A 17,527-nucleotide genomic window follows, 5' to 3' on the forward strand; every position below is an offset into this window, starting at 1 on the left:
AAAACTGTACCGCTGTCTCACAGAAAAACACAGGCTGTGAAAAAGATAATCACCAACACCCCAGAAAACAAACATCAAAAAAAGAGCCTTTCTACACTGGACTACAGTATAGAAAGGCTCTCCAACGCGGTGACGGAGGGATTTGAACCCTCGGTACGGGGTTACCGTACACAACATTTCGAGTGTTGCACCTTCGGCCGCTCGGACACGTCACCAACTGTGGCAAGTTTACCCGTTAACACCGAACATTCTCAACTTTTGAGCAGAAAAGTTCATCTCAAGCAACTCCCTGCCCAAAGTGCTCTAATGCGCGATATACGAATCAACCGTCAACATCACAGCACGAGTAGCGTCCTCAGAGGTACGCTCGGCAGCATGAATCTCACGGTCCATCGCAAGCATAAAGATAGACCCAAAAATAGAAATAGAGACAGCTTCTGGGTCTTGAGCATGATCCACAGGATAACGAGTCCCAATCGCTCTCACCATATTCTCTAATTCACTCACCAGATCCTGACGAGTCTTCACAATCGCTTCAGACCAAGGCTCTTTACTACGCCAAATTTCAGTAATCCACAAACGGGCAAACCCTGGGTGCTCAGCCAAATATTCAAAAGCTTCCTTAATACCAGCCCTCATCGCCTCACGAGGGTCAGACTTCTGAGAGCCTTGTTGCACTCGAGTCTTCAAAAGTTGCGCACCATATTGAAGGAGCTGCTCAATCATCGTCTTTTTAGAACCAAAATTATAATAAACAGTTCCTTTAGAGACTCCAGCTTTAAGCGCTACTTCTTCAACCGTCGTCGCTTCAGCACCCTTTTGGCTCATAATCTCTAGCGCCGCCTGAAAAAGCTTAAACTGTGTACGGTTAGTACGCCCCGGACGACGCGTTACCGCAGCAACCGCAGGGGTAGGATACTGAAAATCTGAGACAGATTCATCTTGCGTATGAGACACCGACATTAAACTGCAATCTCCGGATTAAGTTTCTTCAAATTCCATGTGCGATTCTTATAAGTTCCAATAAAACCTAAGAATAAACCGAAAACACCCCATGCGGCGAGAACAAGTACATCACCTGTAATCGCACCATAATCAATTCCATAGGCTAGACGGCGCGTACCGCTGAGAGCATACCCCATCGGAAGGAACGAATGTAACCAACGAATAGACATAGGTAACGTTTCATAGGGCATCATACCGCCAGCAGTAACCAACTGTACAATAAGCACCACAAGCGCCAACAACTTACCAGGTGCAGATAGCAACGCCACAAAACCATAAATCACAGCGGTATAAACACAAGAAACAAACGTTAAGAACAGCAACAAAAGCCATGGATGCTCCATCTTGAAACCAAGACCAAAATGTACCGCCAAGAACAACAAAAGAGTTTGCAATACGCCAAGAACAGCAAAAGGCCCCCAACTGCCAATAGCAATACGCAACGTCGGAGCAGAAGACGCTAATGCTCGAGTGTTCTCTGGACGCAAAGTCTGAACCAGCATCAAAGCACCAATCCATAATGCCAACACAATAAAGAACGGCCCCATGCCTTCACCATAGGTACTACCAGAGGCCAAGGAGGTCTCTTTAAGCTTGACAGGATGAGACATCACATTCGCAATACGACGTTGATCTTCCTCATTCAGTGAAGGGACTTTGTTCGTTCCCTCCTCTAGTCCTTCAGAGAGTTCTCCGGCACCATCTTGAAGCTTTTGAGTTCCCGAATGAATCTCCCCAGCACCCTGATCTAGTTTTGAGGCGCCATGTTGGAGTTTTTGAGCACCAGAATGAACACGGTCAATTCCGTCGTTGAGAGAATACTGCCCAGAAAGTGCTTGTTGCTCACCATCAGCAAGCTGTTCAGCGCCCTGAGCAAGCTCCCCCGCCCCCGAAGATAGGCGATACGTTCCATGAGCAAGCTGCTCAGCACCATCAGATAATTTTTGTGAACCATCAGAAAGCTGGTGTGTACCATCAGCGAGTGTCATAGTTCCTTGACTCAATTGAGAACTACCTGTGACCAGGTCTTGAGCACCATGATGAAGTTTCTGAGCACCCAAAGATAGTTGGTGCATATTCTCAGAAACTTTTTGAGTACCATCAGCTACCTGTTGAGCACCTTGGAAGCTCTTTTTTGCACCGTCAGCTAGTGAAACAGCACCAGTTTTAGCTTGTGTTGTAGCGCCTGCAAGCTTTTGAGCACCTTGAGACAACTCATGAGTAGAAGAAAGTAATGTATTGATATGTTCACCAACCGTTGACGTTCCATTCTCACATAGAGAAGAAAATTCTGTCATTTGAGAAGATATACCTTGTAAGACGGCAGTGTTAAGGTCTGTCAAAACCGCCTTATTTTCTTCTGAACCTAAAAGTTCAAGCATCTGCTGTGCTTGTTCTGGAGTCAGAGTTCCCTCTTGAACAAGAGCTTGCAAACGCCGTTCAATATTCTGGTGAAGTTGTGCTGTCACGTCATCTGTCAGCTGGTGAGCGTAGTGAGCTACTTGCTCTTCTGAGGTAGGATCCTGGCACATGGCGTTAAGCCCCGAGGCTAGCTCAGGTAGTGGGGAATTTGCCAGAGTTTTGTCTAAGGTTGTGTTTCCCTCAGCTAAACGGGCGGCGCCTTCGTCGATAGCTGTTATACCGTCTGCAAGTTTTTGCGCCCCCGTAGAGAGCGTTTCAGTACCGTTTGCTAATTTTTGGGCACCGTCGTTGAGGCGTATAGTGCCTTGGTCTAGCTGTTGAGCACCATCTGAGAGCGTTTGAGTGCCCTGAGCCAGTTGTTGCGCTCCACCATCGAGTTTTAAGGCACCTGTTGCAAGTTTTTGTGCACCTTCAGCCGCTGATTCGAGGTGAGTGTTAAGTGTGTTTGCACCATCGGCTAAACGAGAAGCCCCGTTCTGAGCGTCTTGTGTTCCGTCTGAGAGTTGATGGGCACCCTGGGCAAGTTTGGCAGATCCGTCCGCTAGTTTTTCTTGTCCGTGAAGAAGCTGAGACGAACCATCTTTAAGTTGTAGCGTGCCGTCATTGAGCTGTGTTGAGCCGTCGTTGAGCCGTGTTGTTCCATCTTTAAGTTGTCCAACAGCATCGCTGAGTGTGATAGTTCCTTGGTCTAGTTGGCTTGCCCCATCGCTAGCTTCGTGCAGGTTTGAGTGAATGGTAGTGAAACTTGCGAGTAAGGCATTCGCTGTTTTATCGCCGACTTCCGATGCCACAGAGTCGCGAACAGCTGTTCCAGCTTTTGCCACAATATTTGTCAGAATATAGTTGTTTGCATCATTAGTAATGACTTCAATCCCCGCAGATTGGGGGTCAATATCAGGAGTTTTGCCGTTTTCGTCGGGTACAAAAGACCCAGCGGATTGAAGTTTTTGAGAGAAGTCTTGAGGGATAACGAGCGCAAACTCATATACTCCGTGGGTGACATCATGAACAGCTTGCTCTCTGGTGGATACTTTGTGCCACGAAAAGTTTGCTTTCTCCAGCAGAGTTTTTTCGACATCTTCTCCGATGTTTATGGTTTCGCCGTCTTGGGTGGTTGCACCGGCATCTAACATCACGAGGGCTCCGGGAACATCGTCTACAGAGTCATAAGGGTCCCAGTTTGCGTATAGATATATTCCGCCGTACAGCAGGGGGATACAAGCCATTGCCAGCAGAACTAGTTTAGGGAGTAGTCCTGCTGTGAGACGTTTTAGTTCAGCGAGAGTAACTCTTAGAATGCTCATTTATCGTTGTTCACTCTCCGTTGCTGTGTCAGGGTTTTCTTGGGGAAGGTCGTATTCTTTTTCTTCGTTCGAGGAGTTTGTTTTTGGGCGTGAATCTTGTTCTTCGTGTGTTTTCACGTTTTCTTCGTTGAGGAGTTCATCGTGTGCGCTTCCTACCACGGCCTGTTTGCCGTCCCAGGTGGAGGAAATATGAGGGACAACAGCAACGACGGCACGGGGGCGCTCTTCGTTTTCAGCTAGTTGTAGAAGGTATGGTAGCCACATGCGTGTGTGGTTAAGATGCCGTGAGGGAGTATCAAAAACGAGTAAGTCTGCGTGCTGATAATTGGCGGCAAGAGTGGTCATAAGGCGAATATTTTGCTCTCCGGTTACTTGTTCATTCCAGAGGTTATCGAGGTCTTCCAGTCCGTGTTCTTTCAGCCATTTCCCAGAGCGTGGTCGAGTAAAAGGTCCCATGGTGTAGCTCAGCATTTCTGATACGTAATCACGAACTCTCATATGGTTTTCTGGTTCGTTGATGTTCGGAGAGTCGATCAGTTCTGAACGACGACGAAGCTTTTTCATGCTGGATTCTTCTCGGGAAGGCTTTTGAGGGTCTGTCCAAAGAATCGTTCCGCCGGAGGGTTTCATGCGACCTGTTAGTGTCAGTGATAGCGCGGTTCTTTCGAGTTGGCTATCTGCTTGAATGATGATGACTTCTCCGCGGTTGAGGGTGAAGCTGGTGCGTCCGAAGAGGGCGTTATGCCGTCCTTTTGCCCAGATATTATCAACGATGAGCATATTCTTCCCCTTATGAGCCACGTATTCTTCTCTGTGAGAAAATCATAACTTGAACTCGTCGGTCAGTTTTGGTCTTTTGGTGTGAGATTTTCAACCAACTGCTGGCAGAAATATCACACCGAGCGCTCAACGCTAGGGGTAACTTTCATGAACACCAGTCGTGAAGAACTTCAAAAACGACCAAATGGACCGTGACTTTCTGAGCGTTTCTTTTCAAAAAAAGTTTTCATAAGAGATGCGCATTCTTCTTCTAAAACACCAGAGTACACTTCGACAGAATGTGGGTATCTTCTATCACGCAGAACGTCATATAAGCTCCCTGCCGCCCCTGTCTTCTCTTCCCACGCACCAAGAACAACAGTTGATATTCTGCTCAACAAAATTGCGCCAGCACACATAATGCACGGTTCAATGGTCACGACTAACGTGCAGTCTTCTAAACGCCACTGTCCACGCTGTTCGGCAGCTTCACGTAGAGCAATGATTTCAGCATGAGCGGTAGGGTCTTGGTTTTTTTCACGCTGGTTGTATCCGCGACCAATAATGGTTCCGTCCGAAGCGATAACGAGAGCACCAATAGGCACATCTGAACTATCTAAAGCACACTGAGCTAAGGATAGTGCCTCATGCATCCATTCTTGGTGTTCTTTCCGGTGAATACGACGTGCATGAACATATTCTGTGTTACACATATAAACTACTCAAAACCATTTTTATCTAGGAAATAGCCAAAGCAAAAGGATACACACTGTGTGCCCCAGCCCGACGTAATTGCCGAGCAATAACAGTTGTACTCCATCTAGAGTTCACGCTATCAGACACCAGAAGTACTGAAGGGTGATGCGTTTGTAAAAACACTCTCATAGGTTCAGGAATCGCATAGGCATCCCAAACCCCCGCACAACGGAACACAGAGTTCCCCTGCGCATAAGACGTTGGTTGTACTAACTGAATATCACCTAAATCGTGAAGGCGTCCCGTCTGAGCAAGACCACGAGCAAGAGAAAAAGCCAAACGCGGATGATGTTCAGAAGGCACCCCGATGACAACATTCGGGCGATTCTGCCAGTCCCACTGGGACAACACTTTGACACAGGCCTGACCTAGCTCCGACGACACTTCAACATCTTCAGCGTCTTCTTTGAAAATTTCTCGCAGAACATTACCCCACCCAATATCAGTTAGCCTCGCTAAAGCTCTCCCTTGGCAGGCACGTTCTTCTTCAGCAATCTTTGCGCGAGAAGGAATTTCAGAGTCTTTCCCAGTGCCTATCTTTTGTTCAAGAAGTTTCTTAAGTCCACTGGGCCACATACGACGAGGTTCAATACGAACACCTGCTTCTTGGAGACTATTGCGGGTTGTTTCATGAGCATACGAACTAATCTGTTGGGGATACCAAGAACCTGCACAGTTATCACACCGTCCACATTTCGTAGCTGTAGTATCGTCCAGTTGCTGAGCCATGTATACCATTCGGCATGAAGACGTACTGATATAGGAGAGCATTGCTTCTTGCTCGTGCTGACGTGTTTGCGCTACTTTTCTGTATCTTTCAGCGTCATAAGTCCACGGCGCCCCAGTTGCTACCCACCGGTTAGACACACGACGTACAGCACCCTCTACAGCAAGCACTTTTAGAAGAAGTTCTAGATTGCTGCGACGAATATCAACGACAGTCTCTAGTGCGCTTAGTGTTAACGTCTGACCTTGTTCTCGAGCTTTTTCTAGCACATTCAAAACAATAGAAGTGTTTTCTTCTGTAGGCATTGACGCGGTAGCGAAATATTCCCAAATATCTTGGTCTTCTGCACCAGGTAGTAATAAGACGTCTGCATTATCGGTGCCACGTCCGGCACGGCCAACTTGTTGGTAGTAGGCAATGAGACTCGATGGGGCACCGCAATGAATCACAAATCCCATATCTGGTTTGTCAAAGCCCATGCCCAAAGCACTCGTTGCCACGAGTGCTTTTATCGTGTTGTGTCGTAAAGCTTCTTCTGCTTCAATGCGTTCTTCGACAGACATCTGTCCGCTATATGATTGCACCGCGTATCCGGCATTTCTGAGGATATGCGCGATATCTTCTGCAGCAGATACGGTAAGGGTGTAGATAATCCCTGAACCAGTCAATGTTTTGAGGTGTTCAACAAGCCATGCAATACGTTCTGTAGATTCTTTGAGGTGGAGCACACCAAGTCGTAGAGAGTCACGAGAGAGCGGTCCACGCAGAATGAAAATATCGGAGTTCTGTTCAGAAGAGTTTTTTAGGGTGTTGCCAGAGTAGTTAAGCTGTTCTGCAATGTCTTCAATGACTCGTTGGTTTGCGGTTGCTGTTGTTGCCAGAATGGGGGTATTGGGCTTTAGCTGAGCGATAACTTCGCGGATGCGGCGATAATCGGGACGGAAGTCATGCCCCCAATCTGAGATGCAATGTGCTTCATCAATGACGAGTAATCCAAGAGAATCGACAAGTTCTGGTAGCCAATGTTCATAGAAATCTGGGTTGTTGAGGCGTTCTGGGCCGATGAGGAGCACATCTAATGTTTGTTGCTGGAGTTGTTGCCGTATTTCGTCCCATTCGGTGATGTTTGAGGAGTTGATAGTGGCGGCTTTGACTCCAGCTCGGGCGGCCGCTTGTACTTGGTCTCGCATGAGTGCAAGTAGTGGAGAGATGATGAGAGCAGGCCCTCCCCCGCGTTTGCGCATCAGTAATGATGCGATGAAATATACTGCAGATTTTCCCCATCCTGTACGTTCAATGACGAGAGCTTTACGGCGGTGTTGCACGAGGGCTTCGATTGCTTCGTATTGTCCGCGGTGGAAGGCAGCGTCATTTTTTCCTGTGAGTTTTCTGAGAAGTTTTGTTGCTTCGGTGTATAACTCATCGTGATGTATCTGCGAGTAATTCGACATATCTTGTAGTCTACGGAATCTTTCACTGGCAAAGAAGTCTCTGGAGAGAGATGTAGATAATCTTATGTTCTCAGCATGTACGGGGCTTTTACCTAGTAGAATCGGCAGGAGTTTACTTTCATTAGACCGTTATCAACAGGAAAGTTTTTTATGAGCCATCTTCTTCTGGCAGATATTTTTGACATGGTGCAGATGCCTGTCGCGGTATTAGGTATAGACATTGAGAAGATTCTTGAGCAAGCTGGTCCCTGGGCTTTGGCTGTGGTGACGTTGATTGTATTCATTGAATCTGGCGTATTGTTCCCTTTTCTTCCTGGTGATTCTCTTCTTTTCACCCTTGGTCTCATTCACGTTCAGCTAGGTTTGAACCTTTGGGTGATGATTCTTTGCTTGTGTATTGCTGCTGTTGCCGGTGATCAAGTTGGTTATTATTTGGGGCATCGCTTTGGGCGTAGGTTCTTTAGTGCTGATGCAAAAGTGCTCAATACGAAGAATCTTCACGCCGCAGAGAGCTTCTTTGAGAAATATGGTGGCAAGGCTCTAGTTCTTGCACGTTTTGTTCCTATTGTGCGCACGTTCGTTCCCTTGGCTGCGGGTATTGCGAAATATCGTTATCGTGATTTTGCGAAGTGGAATATTACCGGTGCGATTACGTGGGTCTTTACTCTTGTCTTTGCTGGTGTACTTTTAGGCGGTATTCCTTTTATCCGAGACAATGTTGAGGCTATCGTTATTGTAATTGTGGTTGCCTCTGTTCTTCCTGTCGGTGTGGAATATCTTCGGGAACGTCGTAAGGCTCATCGCTCTTTCAAATAACAGTAGTTATACAGTAAAAGGTGGATATCTCCGGTGTTGGAGATATCCACCTTTTACTGTATGAGACGAGATTAGTGAGATTCTTGTTCCATTAGTTCGCTGAAAAGTTCTGCGTTGTATTGGAAGCCACGGAGTGTTTCGTCAACGACGTTTTGACGTTCTTCTTCGCTCAGAGGTGCGTTATCAAGGAGAGTGCGGTATGAATCTTTGAAAATTTTAGGCTTGGGTAGCTCGTCGAAGCGATACATGCTCAAGGCTTCTGAGCTAATACCGTAGTGACGTCCCATCAAGACCGCTACTGCTTGTCCGCCAGATAGGTCACCTAGGTAACGTAGGTAGTGATGGGAGAGGAAACGCTCGGGTGATTGCGCGCTGTCGAGGATACGCTGAGCGTATTTAGTTGTTGCAGGCAGAGCTGGGTCGATGTCTTCTTGTCCAAGTGCTTTGATGTCAGCGCGAATACGTTCGGCGCGTGCTAGTTCTGGCTGGTTGAAGGGTTCAAGCATTTTGTTGCCGGCTTCTCGGTAGCCTTGGGCAACTTTTTCGAGGGCTTCGTACAGGTACACATATTGGTTGAGTAAACGCAGGTAGCTTTTTTCAGATAGTTCGCCCTTCATGAGTTTTGTCATGAATCCCGAGTGTTCTGCTGTTGAGTGCAGTTCTTCGCTTTCGCGTTTGAGTCGTGCTGAAAATTTTTCGGCGGGGATTTCTATTGTTGCAGTGGCGTTCATGGTGTACTCCTGACATTTTAGTGACACGATGTCACTAAATAACTTACTGACATAATGTCATTAAAATTCGTTTTATGCAAGCACGCGCTTCACAACAGATGATAAGGTTAGGGTAACTAAACATGTATGCAATTAGCGTACATTGTTGTAGCCTAATAGCGTCATCCCTAAATAGCCATACCTTTCAGAGGAATATCATGCCGACACAACGCACAAAGCGCTCCTACGCTTTCTTGGCGACCGCAGCAATTGGCCTTTCCAGTTTCAGCACACTCCCCGCAACCCAAGCAGTCGAAACACCACCTGCAGCAAGCGAGCATATACAAACCCAAAAGACTCTTGAAAACTCCACAATGACGTGGGGCGTCAAAGAATCTTTCCATAAATATGTCACCGGACCTATTGCCGCAGGAAACATCGAAGCAAGCGATGGAGCTTCCCTCAACGACCAACAAATCATCACGTGGGAACAGGGCCAAGGAGAATACTCCTTAAGCACAAAAACCGGACACATAAATTTTGGAGGTGCTCTTCATTACACTGGACACCACGGTGTACTTGACATCTCACTCAAAGACTTCCAGCTCATCTTTAACGCTGATGGAACCGGAACCATCAAAGTTTCAGGAACCTCTAAAGACATGGCTGGAAATATCACAGACCTAGAAAACGTCAACTTTGCAAACGTTGTCTTGACACAGCCATCTTTCAAAGACAACACCCTCACCTTCACAAACGCTAATGCAACGCTCACCGAAGATGGAGCGAAACTCTTTGCGAATTTCTATAAGGCTGGCACAGAACTTGACCCTCTGACTATCAGTGCACAGATTGCGCCAGAGCCTGTTGAGCCGACCGAGCCTGTTGAGCCGACCGAGCCTGTTGAGCCGACCGAGCCTGTTGAGCCGACCGAGCCTGTTGAGCCGACCGAGCCTGTTGAGCCGACCGAGCCTGCTGAACCGACTCAGCCTGTTGAGCCGACCAAGCCTGCTGAACCGACTCACGATTCCCTACAAAGTGTCGAATCAGCTCAAGCCACGTGGGGCGTTAAAGAATCCTTTATTCACTACATCACCGAAGGTGTCGCGCAGGGAGAAATATCCCTCACCGACGTTGAAAACAACCAAAATGTTTTCGCCTTCACCAAAGTTAACGAAGCAAAGTCTGGATTCAACCCCCAAGAAAAAACCGGCGTATTCGCTTTTGACGGTGTCCTACGATTCACAGGACACCACGGAAAACTCGATATCACTATCTCCAACTTACAAATTCAGATACGCGAAGGATCCGGATACCTTGTTGCAGACATGAGCACCAAGTCAATGGACGGATCAACCACATCTGCACGTGCCGTGCACCTTGGAAACATCGATATCAGCTCTCTAAAAATAGAGAAAAATATCGTCTCACTCACCAACGCGCCAGTCTCACTCAGTACAGCAGGAGCACAAGCCTTTGGCGGATTCTACCAAGCTGGCACAGAGATGGCACCCCTAAACCTTCAAGCTCAATTGGGTGAGGCTACAGACAACACGCTCTCCTACGACCGTGCAGAAAATCACCCAACTAAGCAGGATACAGAAGAAGAAGAAGAAGAAGAAAAACAAAGTTCACATTCTCAAGACTCTTCTGAACATCCAACCCAACAAGGGAATACAGCTACTCCTGAAACCACCACACCCAAGGGCAACTCTCATACACACGTATCACGCAACCCTTCTTCTGCTTCAGCAGCAACCTGTGTTCCAGTGCAAATCACCGAAACAGTACCTGGTAAAACCACTCAGGAAAGTACAGGAAAGAACATCATCTCAGCAGGTGTTCTTGACTGGGGACTTCGCACATCATTCCGCAATTACGTTGCCGGAGGAATTGCTCACGGCGGATGGAACCTTGACGGAGTTACCTACAATTCTGGTGCATTTACCTGGTCCAACGGAACAGGAAATATTGAAGGAGCAAAAGGCACCATATCCTTCAACGGCTCCATTAACTTCCACGGACATGACGGAGTTCTCAACACAACGCTTTCTAACCTTCGTGTAGAAATCAACGGAAAACGCGGAACTCTCTACGCACACGTCAACGCAAACTCCATGGAAGGCAAAAACGTTGACTACGGAATCGTCGCTTTTGCTAGTCTTGACCTTTCAAAGATGTCAATGAACGAGCAGAAGATTTCTGTTGTTTCTGCTCCAGCAGTACTCACCGAAGCTGGAGCAAAATCCTTCGCAGGTTACTATAACGCCGGCGAAACACTTGACCCCATCTCTTTCTCCGGAACTCTTACACCCGAAACAAAGAGCGTCACAGGTCAGCCCACAACAGTCACCCGAACTGCATACCGTGGAGCAGGATGCACAGCTGAACAACTCGCATACACCGGAACTTCCCAAACTGTTCCATTCCTCATTGCTGGTGGAGGAATGCTAGCCCTTGGTGCAATGCTTCTTATCACAGCTCGTCGCCGACGCACAGCATAACCTCACAACGCTATCGTCGATAGCTTCAATCAAGCTGTTCGGGTAGATTACCCATCCGTTGTCTACCCGAACAGCTTTTTTAAAACCACAATTTTGGAGTTTCCATGCGCCCAACCATATCCTCTGCTTCCCTCTCTAACCCATTCCGCGCTGTTATCGTACTGTGTTTGCTTCCTCTCCTATTCCTTCTCACTGGTTGTGGGGTAGGAACACTCAATAACTCTCAGCAAAGTTCATCATCGCCATCATCTGACTCGTCAGCTCAGGCAGAATCTGAACATCTATCGGAGCTAGAACAAGGAACAAAATACCTCGAAGAACACGCATCAAAAAACCCCAAGGAACTAACTGGTACTGCAACAGCACAAAGCGTTGGAGCGGTACTTCCTCTTGAAAACCCACAGCAACCCCAACTGCCTGTAACAGTCACCGACCATCAAGGCACAGAAGTCACCGTAGAAAAAGTTGACAGAATTCTAGCCCTTGACCTGTACGGAACCCTTGCCGAGACAGTGCAAGGACTAGGTTTAGCTGACCATCTAGTCGGTCGCGTTACCTCAACAACAGAACCATCGTTGGCACAGCTTCCAGTCGTTACGCAAAACGGCCATGACCTCAACGCCGAAGCTATTATTGCTTTACATCCTGATGTAATTCTGATGGACACCACAAATGGCCCTCTAGAAATTACAGAACAGCTACGTAGTGCTGGACTAACCGTCGTACATTTTGACCCTAAACGTTCTTTACATACCATCAGTGAACAAATTACTGCCGTTGCGCACGCATTAGGCGTTCCTGAATCTGGAGAACGTCTCAATAAGCGAGTCAGCACTGAGCTATCTCTCGTCCAAGAATCTATTGCGCGTGTAGCGCCCAAGGAAGAGTCACAAAAAGTATCCATGGCGTTCCTATACGTACGTGGTACAGCGGGAGTCTTCTTCGTTCTCGGTCAAGGTTCTGGAGCTGACGATCTCATTACCTCAGTTTCCGGTATTGATGCAGCCTCTGAAGGGGGCGCACAAGGAACAACTCCTGCAACATCTGAAGCCCTCGTTAAACTCAACCCCGATTTGATTCTCACCATGACTGGCGGATTAGAATCAACCGGAGGATATGAAGGATTTTTAGCTCGTCCTGGTGTCAGTGAAACAGCTGCTGGTAAAAACCATCGCATTATTGATATGAACGACGGTCAGGTGCTCTCCTTCGGACCTAATACTCCAGCCGTATTACTTTCCTTAGCTCAAGCAATTTATATTCCTGCACAGGAAGCGAAAACCTCCTAGTGTTCACCAGTTGGATTCAGCAAAAAAAAGTTGCTCTCACCTTCACCATAATGTCAGTACTACTGATATTGGTCTTGTTATCATCTGCCGCTCTTGGCCAATATCAGATACCTGTTACTGAAGTATTTTCTTCTATCTATCGACGATTCTTTGTAGACTTAGACACCTTACAGCTCTCAGATGCCACGCTATGGAATATTCGTTTTCCCCGCATCCTTCTTGGAGTGCTTGTGGGTGCTGCTCTGGGTGTTTCTGGTGCTGTCATGCAATCAATTTTTGGCAACCCACTAGCAGAACCAGGCGTTATTGGAATTTCTGCAGGAGCAGCCGTTGGAGCATGCACAGCTATCGTCTTTGGGTGGACGTTCCTTGGAATTTTTACTGTTCCAGTTTTTGCGTTTTGCGCGGCTCTAATCACCACAGCTTTGGTATATATTTTTTCTCGCTCACACGGTAAAGCTGAAGCTCTTTCGATGATTCTTGCCGGTGTCGCAATTACGGCAGTTGCAAATGCTCTGATTGCTTTAATGATTTTTATCGCGGACGATGCTTCTCGTGACCAGATTGTTTTTTGGCAGATGGGCTCACTCAACGGAGCAACATGGAAAGCAGTCTATACAGCTTTTCCTATTATTGTGATAGGCCTTGTTATTTGTGCATATATTGCTGCTGAGCTCAACCTATTAGCTTTAGGAGAAAGAGCTGCTCAACACGCAGGAGTCCATGTTGAAAGGCTTCGTATCATTGCTGTTATTGCAACAGCCCTTCTAACGGGTGTTGCGGTAGCTTATGCGGGGATTATTGCTTTTGTCGGGCTGATTGTCCCCCATGTGTTACGTCTACTTTTAGGGCCCTCAAATATTTTGCTTCTTCCAGCATCTGCTTTAGGAGGGGCGTTGCTGATTGCTTCTTCAGATTTAGCAGCGCGTACTCTTGTTGCTTTTGCAGATTTACCTATTGGTATTTTTACAGCCCTTGTTGGTGCCCCAACGTTCTTCCTCCTGTTACGGAGAACCATCAAAAAAGGACGTGTATAGCGTGCTCAATGTTCATAATGTTTCGGTCTCTATCGGGGCAAAAGACATCCTTTCAGAGGTTTCTTTTAAGGCTCATGCCGGTGAGGTGGTTGCTCTCATTGGACCTAATGGTGCTGGTAAATCGACACTTCTTTCAGCAATTTGTGCCGATGTTTCGCTCAGTTCTGGGCACGTAGAATTTAACGGTATTTCTTTATCGTCATTGTCGGCGCGTGAACTGGCTCAAAAACGCGCTGTTCTTCTCCAAAAAACGGAAGTATCTTTTCCGTATTCAGTAGAAGAAGTCGTTGCGATGGGGCGTACACCGTGGAAGGGCACATCTGCTGCTCAAGAAGACGAAGATATTATCCAACGATGTATGCGCATCACTGAAGTTGAGCATATGGCGCTACGCGATATTATGACGCTCTCCGGTGGTGAGTCGGGCCGTGCTCATCTAGCACGTATTTTTGCTCAAAGTACTGAACTCATTTTGCTCGATGAGCCGACAGCAGCATTAGATATTTTGCATCAAGAGCAGACTCTTAAAAATGCTCGTGCTTTTGCTCAGCAAGGCGCTACTGTTGTGGTGGTGTTGCATGATTTAGATGTTGCTGGAGCGTACGCCGATTCTATTGTGCTGTTAAATCGTGGCAAAGTTATTGCTCAAGGGTCTCCTGAGCAGGTGTGTACCTCTCAAAGGCTCAGCGAGGTTTATGGTCACCCTATTGAGGTGTTGCGTCATCCTTCAAATGGTAGGCTTCTGATTCTTCCAGAACGGCATGAATCCTAGATAAAGGTTCTTCCATCATTTTTCTTAGGATATATACCTCCTAGGGATGAGGTATTCTGCCACTTCTGTGGTTACTCTGATATAGAGTCGTCTTAGGCTGTATAGGTCATATATTTTATTCATCATCATAATGGGGTTTATTTCGTGAAAAATACTGGTTCGGTATCAACTGATTCCACGTTAAGTACGCCCTCGTCTGAGGATCTTATGAAGAATGGGCTCAATGAGGTTCAGGTTGAACAGCGTGTTCGTGCTGGCATGACGAACCACCAAGATCAGTCCTCTTCTCGTAGCACTTTGACGATTATTCGCACTCACTTATTTACCCTTTTTAATCTTGTTTTAGGTCTATGCGGTGCAGTTGTTATTGCTTTAGGACGTTGGCTTGACACCTTATTTCTTTTAGCAGCGATTGCCAACGTTGTTGTTGGTTTTATTCAAGAGTTCTCTGCCAAACGTAAACTTGATCAGATTGCATTATTGCGTCGTGATCCGGTGAGTGTCATTCGTTCGGGCTCTGTTGTTCAGCTTCCCATGGAACAACTTGTTGTCGATGATGTTGTATTGCTCAAACGCGGTGATCAGGTCCCTGCTGACGCGTTAGTGTTAAGTTCTGACGGATTAGATGTTGATGAGTCCATGCTCACTGGAGAAAACGATCCAGTTGCTAAACGTCCTAATGACAAGGTTTTGTCAGCTTCTTCTGTTGTTGGTGGAACTGGCCGTGTCCGTATTTATGCAGCAGGTACGTCATCTCACGCAGCGAAGTTAGCTCAAGAGGCTCGAAAGTTTAGCGTTATTCATTCTGAGCTTCGTGCCGGAATGGAACGCGTAGTTCGGTGGATTACTTATGCGTTAGTGCCGATCATTGCAATTGTTCTTAACGGGCAGATGGTAGCTGCTGGTGGTTGGCGTTATGCTTTTGAGCATAATGTCTGGCAAGACGCCATTATCGTTGCGGTGTCTTCTATTGCTTCTATGATTCCTCAGGGGTTAGCCCTGATGACAACGATTTCTTTTGCAACTGCTGCAGTCAAGCTTGCTCAAGATGATGTTCTGATCCAAGAACAACCTGCCGTTGAAGTACTCGCTCGTGTTGACGTGGTGTGTTTTGATAAGACAGGAACTCTCACTGAAGGCGGCGTACGTTTTAATGAGCTCCTGCCGTTATCTGTTCAAACATCACAGGACGACTCTTCTTCTGCCCTGTCAGAGGCGGGGCAACAGGCGCTTGCGTGGTTTGGTGCTGATGAAAACGCTAACCCTACGGCAGCAGCTTTAGCTGACGGTTTCCGTGTTGTTCCGTCAAGCCCCGTACGCGGTGTTATTGCATTTTCGTCTGCACTACGGTTTTCTGCAGTGGAGTTTGATACTGGAGCGTGGGTATTAGGCGCCCCTGAAGCTCTCTTAGAGGGCGGCTCTGCAGAAAGAGAGAGTGCTCAGCAACTTGCTTCTAGTGGATTACGGACGATGGTACTTGCCCATGCTTCGTCGTTAGAACGCGATGCAAAGGGTGAGGTGGTACCTCGTATTCCCACTGCTTTGAAGCCACTTTGTTTTGTAACGTTCCGCGAGCAAGTTCGTAAAGAAGCACCTGAGACACTAGCATATTTCCGGTCACAGGGAATTGATTTGAAAGTTCTTTCTGGTGATAATCCGCAGACTGTTGCGGCAGCAGCAAAGACTGCTGGTATGGATGTTTCTGCTGGTGCTATTGATACGTCCTTATTACCTGATCAAGGCCCTGAACTTACTGAAGCCGTGTTGAACCATGCTGTTTTTGGTCGTGTAAATCCTCAGCAGAAGAAGAATATGGTTCTTGCGTTGCAAGAGCATGGTAAGACTGTTGCAATGACCGGTGACGGTATTAATGATGCGTTAGCTCTCAAGCATGCTGATTTAGGTATCGCCATGGGAAATGCTGCTCCAGCGACGAAAGCTGTTTCTCGTTTGGTTCTTTTGGATGGACGTTTTGACCGGTTACCGTCGGTGTTGGATGAGGGTCGAAAGATTATCGCCAATATTGAGCGTGTGACGAATCTATTCCTTTCAAAGACAGCGTTTGCGATTTTATTGGGTATCACCTTGGGTATTTTGTGTTGGAAGTTCCCCTTCTTACCACGTCAGTATTCAACAGCTGATTTGTTGATTGTTGGTGGCCCAGCGTTCTTTATTACGATGTTCCCTAATACTCGTAAATATGTTTCGGGGTTCTTGAACCGTGCATTGCATTATGCGATTCCTACCGCGGTGATTATTACAACGATGCTTGTTAGCGTTAATTTCTTAGGTCGTTCTTTGGGTAGCGCTGTTGTTGAAGAGCAGATTCAGACGGCTACTTTTATCACGTTGACCATGATTGGTATTTATAACGTGACAACCGTTATACGTCCGTTGCGCTCATATCGTTTAGCGATGGTTGGGTTGCTCTATCTTGGTATGGTTGCAGCAATTCATGTTCCTCTCTTACATGAATATCATCAGTTTATGATGCCTCCGGCAGAGTTACATCTGTGGTCTGTTGTTCTTGGTGTTCTTGGCATTGTTCTTGTGGAAGTGAACCTGCGTTTCCATCAGCGTTGGTTGCGTCGTTATCACCCTCAAGCTGTTGAAGCAGAACGTGCGGCTCGTCTCTCATAGCGTTTCTAAGAATCAGTTTTGCTGTAAGAAGGATGGTCGTTTTAGACAAGTTTTTTAAGATATTTCCCTTAGAGATATTCCTCAATCGAAATATATACTTGTCAATCACGTTTTATGTAGATAGCTGTTATTTTCTGCGGGTATTGCAAGAAAACGCTCAGAGGGTGTAAAGTTACTGCCGAAAGCGCTTCTTCAAGCGTTTACTCATACCATCACAGGATTGTTACTGAGATAGCAGGCAAGACCTGAGTTACATTGTTCAACATCATCATTTTTAGATGCATTATTTGTTGGACCACCGGTTATATTACGGTAGCTCTCACAGCAGAGAACTA

Annotated in this window: 12 protein-coding genes and 1 tRNA gene; 6 read left to right on the forward strand and 7 right to left on the reverse strand. The window is 46.9% G+C overall.

Annotation, left to right across the window (positions count from 1 at the left end):
- Window positions 1-127: 127 nt before the first annotated feature.
- The 6 genes from ACN081_RS00820 to ACN081_RS00845 form a co-directional block, all read right to left on the reverse strand.
- A tRNA-Ser gene (locus ACN081_RS00820) sits at window positions 128-215 on the reverse strand.
- 88 nt (window positions 216-303) lie between these two features.
- Window positions 304-957, reverse strand: a complete 654-nt coding sequence (locus tag ACN081_RS00825; RefSeq protein WP_419103115.1) for a TetR/AcrR family transcriptional regulator — start codon at window positions 955-957, stop codon at window positions 304-306.
- Window positions 958-962: 5 nt separating this feature from the next.
- A complete protein-coding gene (locus tag ACN081_RS00830) occupies window positions 963-3,731 on the reverse strand; it encodes a YhgE/Pip family protein (RefSeq protein ID WP_419106647.1) in 2,769 nt (922 codons plus the stop codon).
- Complete coding sequence (locus ACN081_RS00835; protein ID WP_419106648.1) at window positions 3,732-4,532, reverse strand: multidrug ABC transporter ATPase; 801 nt, start codon at window positions 4,530-4,532, stop codon at window positions 3,732-3,734. It abuts the gene before it with no gap.
- A gap of 149 nt (window positions 4,533-4,681) precedes the next feature.
- Window positions 4,682-5,203: a tRNA adenosine(34) deaminase TadA gene (gene tadA, locus ACN081_RS00840; protein WP_419103118.1), complete on the reverse strand. Its 522-nt coding sequence runs from the start codon at window positions 5,201-5,203 to the stop codon at window positions 4,682-4,684.
- Window positions 5,204-5,228: 25 nt separating this feature from the next.
- The gene (locus ACN081_RS00845; protein WP_419106649.1) at window positions 5,229-7,424 is read right to left on the reverse strand and encodes a RecQ family ATP-dependent DNA helicase; all 2,196 of its coding nucleotides are present in this window, start codon (window positions 7,422-7,424) and stop codon (window positions 5,229-5,231) included.
- A gap of 150 nt (window positions 7,425-7,574) precedes the next feature.
- On the opposite strand from ACN081_RS00845, the gene ACN081_RS00850 reads away from it, so the two are divergent.
- Window positions 7,575-8,240: a VTT domain-containing protein gene (locus ACN081_RS00850; protein WP_419106650.1), complete on the forward strand. Its 666-nt coding sequence runs from the start codon at window positions 7,575-7,577 to the stop codon at window positions 8,238-8,240.
- 71 nt (window positions 8,241-8,311) lie between these two features.
- Here the strand turns inward: ACN081_RS00850 and ACN081_RS00855 are convergent, their stop codons facing one another.
- The gene (locus ACN081_RS00855; RefSeq protein ID WP_419106651.1) at window positions 8,312-8,971 is read right to left on the reverse strand and encodes a heme oxygenase (biliverdin-producing); all 660 of its coding nucleotides are present in this window, start codon (window positions 8,969-8,971) and stop codon (window positions 8,312-8,314) included.
- Window positions 8,972-9,168: 197 nt separating this feature from the next.
- Between ACN081_RS00855 and ACN081_RS00860 the strand changes: the two genes are divergently transcribed.
- The 5 genes from ACN081_RS00860 (at window position 9,169) to ACN081_RS00880 (ending at window position 17,192) form a co-directional block, all read left to right on the forward strand.
- A complete protein-coding gene (locus ACN081_RS00860) occupies window positions 9,169-11,454 on the forward strand; it encodes an HtaA domain-containing protein (protein WP_419106652.1) in 2,286 nt (761 codons plus the stop codon).
- Between the two features lie 104 nt (window positions 11,455-11,558).
- On the forward strand, window positions 11,559-12,743 hold the full coding sequence (locus tag ACN081_RS00865) for a heme/hemin ABC transporter substrate-binding protein (RefSeq protein ID WP_419106653.1): 1,185 nt from the start codon (window positions 11,559-11,561) through the stop codon (window positions 12,741-12,743).
- 50 nt (window positions 12,744-12,793) lie between these two features.
- The gene (locus ACN081_RS00870) at window positions 12,794-13,780 is read left to right on the forward strand and encodes a FecCD family ABC transporter permease (RefSeq protein WP_419106654.1); all 987 of its coding nucleotides are present in this window, start codon (window positions 12,794-12,796) and stop codon (window positions 13,778-13,780) included.
- 1 nt (window position 13,781) lies between these two features.
- Window positions 13,782-14,552 (forward strand): heme ABC transporter ATP-binding protein, encoded by a 771-nt coding sequence (locus ACN081_RS00875; protein ID WP_419103125.1) that lies wholly within the window; start codon window positions 13,782-13,784, stop codon window positions 14,550-14,552.
- Window positions 14,553-14,696: 144 nt separating this feature from the next.
- On the forward strand, window positions 14,697-17,192 hold the full coding sequence (locus ACN081_RS00880) for an HAD-IC family P-type ATPase (protein ID WP_419106655.1): 2,496 nt from the start codon (window positions 14,697-14,699) through the stop codon (window positions 17,190-17,192).
- Window positions 17,193-17,527: the final 335 nt, after the last annotated feature.

Origin of the sequence: Rothia sp. P13129 (assembly GCF_048512865.1) — a bacterium.
Lineage (GTDB): Bacteria > Actinomycetota > Actinomycetes > Actinomycetales > Micrococcaceae > Rothia.

What these genes read in the sequence shown, in the direction of transcription:
- ACN081_RS00830 (WP_419106647.1), bottom strand. Translation starts at nt 3,731, where the DNA reads ATGAGCATTCTAAGAGTTACTCTCGCTGAACTAAAACGTCTCACAGCA.
- tadA (WP_419103118.1), bottom strand. Translation starts at nt 5,203, where the DNA reads ATGTGTAACACAGAATATGTTCATGCACGTCGTATTCACCGGAAAGAA.
- ACN081_RS00845 (WP_419106649.1), bottom strand. Translation starts at nt 7,424, where the DNA reads ATGTCGAATTACTCGCAGATACATCACGATGAGTTATACACCGAAGCA.
- ACN081_RS00850 (WP_419106650.1), top strand. Translation starts at nt 7,575, where the DNA reads ATGAGCCATCTTCTTCTGGCAGATATTTTTGACATGGTGCAGATGCCT.
- ACN081_RS00855 (WP_419106651.1), bottom strand. Translation starts at nt 8,971, where the DNA reads ATGAACGCCACTGCAACAATAGAAATCCCCGCCGAAAAATTTTCAGCA.
- ACN081_RS00860 (WP_419106652.1), top strand. Translation starts at nt 9,169, where the DNA reads ATGCCGACACAACGCACAAAGCGCTCCTACGCTTTCTTGGCGACCGCA.
- ACN081_RS00865 (WP_419106653.1), top strand. Translation starts at nt 11,559, where the DNA reads ATGCGCCCAACCATATCCTCTGCTTCCCTCTCTAACCCATTCCGCGCT.
- ACN081_RS00870 (WP_419106654.1), top strand. Translation starts at nt 12,794, where the DNA reads ATGTCAGTACTACTGATATTGGTCTTGTTATCATCTGCCGCTCTTGGC.